At 72.0% G+C, this 314-nt stretch carries 1 protein-coding gene; it reads right to left on the reverse strand.

From position 1 onward, the window contains the following. A partial coding sequence (locus L687_RS41440; RefSeq protein WP_040569878.1) for an EamA family transporter occupies nucleotides 1-295 on the reverse strand: 295 nt, incomplete at its 3' end. Nucleotides 296-314: the final 19 nt, after the last annotated feature.

The raw sequence follows: 314 nt of genomic DNA on the forward strand, positions 1-314 counted from the left end.
CGACGGCACCGTGGCTGGCGGGGGTCGTGGTCATCGCGAACGAGGTGAGCAGCGGGAACCCGGCTACCACCCCACCGGCGACGATCGCGAGGCGGCCCCACTGTGTCATCGTCGGGGGGCGCTGGCGGGTCGCGGCCAGGGCGATTCCCGCGAGGAGCGCGGCGACGACCGCGCGCCCGGAGCCGATGAACAACGGCGAGAGCCCGCCGATCGCGATGCGCGTGAAAGGGAGGGTGAAGGAGAAGGCGAGGACGCCGAGAATCCCCCACCGGAGGCCCGCACGTGCCGATAGCACTGTCGATCGCGTCGCGATA

The sequence above is a fragment of the Microbacterium maritypicum MF109 genome, assembly GCF_000455825.1.
GTDB classification, from domain to species: domain Bacteria; phylum Actinomycetota; class Actinomycetes; order Actinomycetales; family Microbacteriaceae; genus Microbacterium; species Microbacterium maritypicum_A.